Below are 272 nucleotides of genomic sequence, written 5' to 3' on the forward strand. Positions count from 1 at the left end.
GGCGATACTCCATCGCAGGGGCAAACGTCGCAGGTAGGATACCCAACTTAAAACTCATAGATGAACCATAAGGGATTTCATCCAAATCAGCTGTCTTGCCACCAAGTGATACGGTTTGCTGATCAACACTGATCTTACTCAGTAATGCTCGACTATGAGGTGTTGTTGATACCAATAACTCATCAGATAACGCACTGACTACGCCATACTTTGATCCAAAAATAAGCCTCGTAGATTGGCTGCCTTCGCTATCAAACATGGCACATGCCCCT

General features: G+C 45.2%; 1 protein-coding gene. It reads right to left on the reverse strand.

The window, feature by feature from the left end:
* Positions 1-272 (reverse strand): hypothetical protein (locus AB4512_RS22605; protein WP_372175774.1); only part of this gene is annotated, 272 nt, incomplete at both ends.

The sequence above is a fragment of the Vibrio sp. 10N.222.52.B7 genome (assembly GCF_041474275.1).
Taxonomy (GTDB): domain Bacteria; phylum Pseudomonadota; class Gammaproteobacteria; order Enterobacterales; family Vibrionaceae; genus Vibrio; species Vibrio crassostreae_C.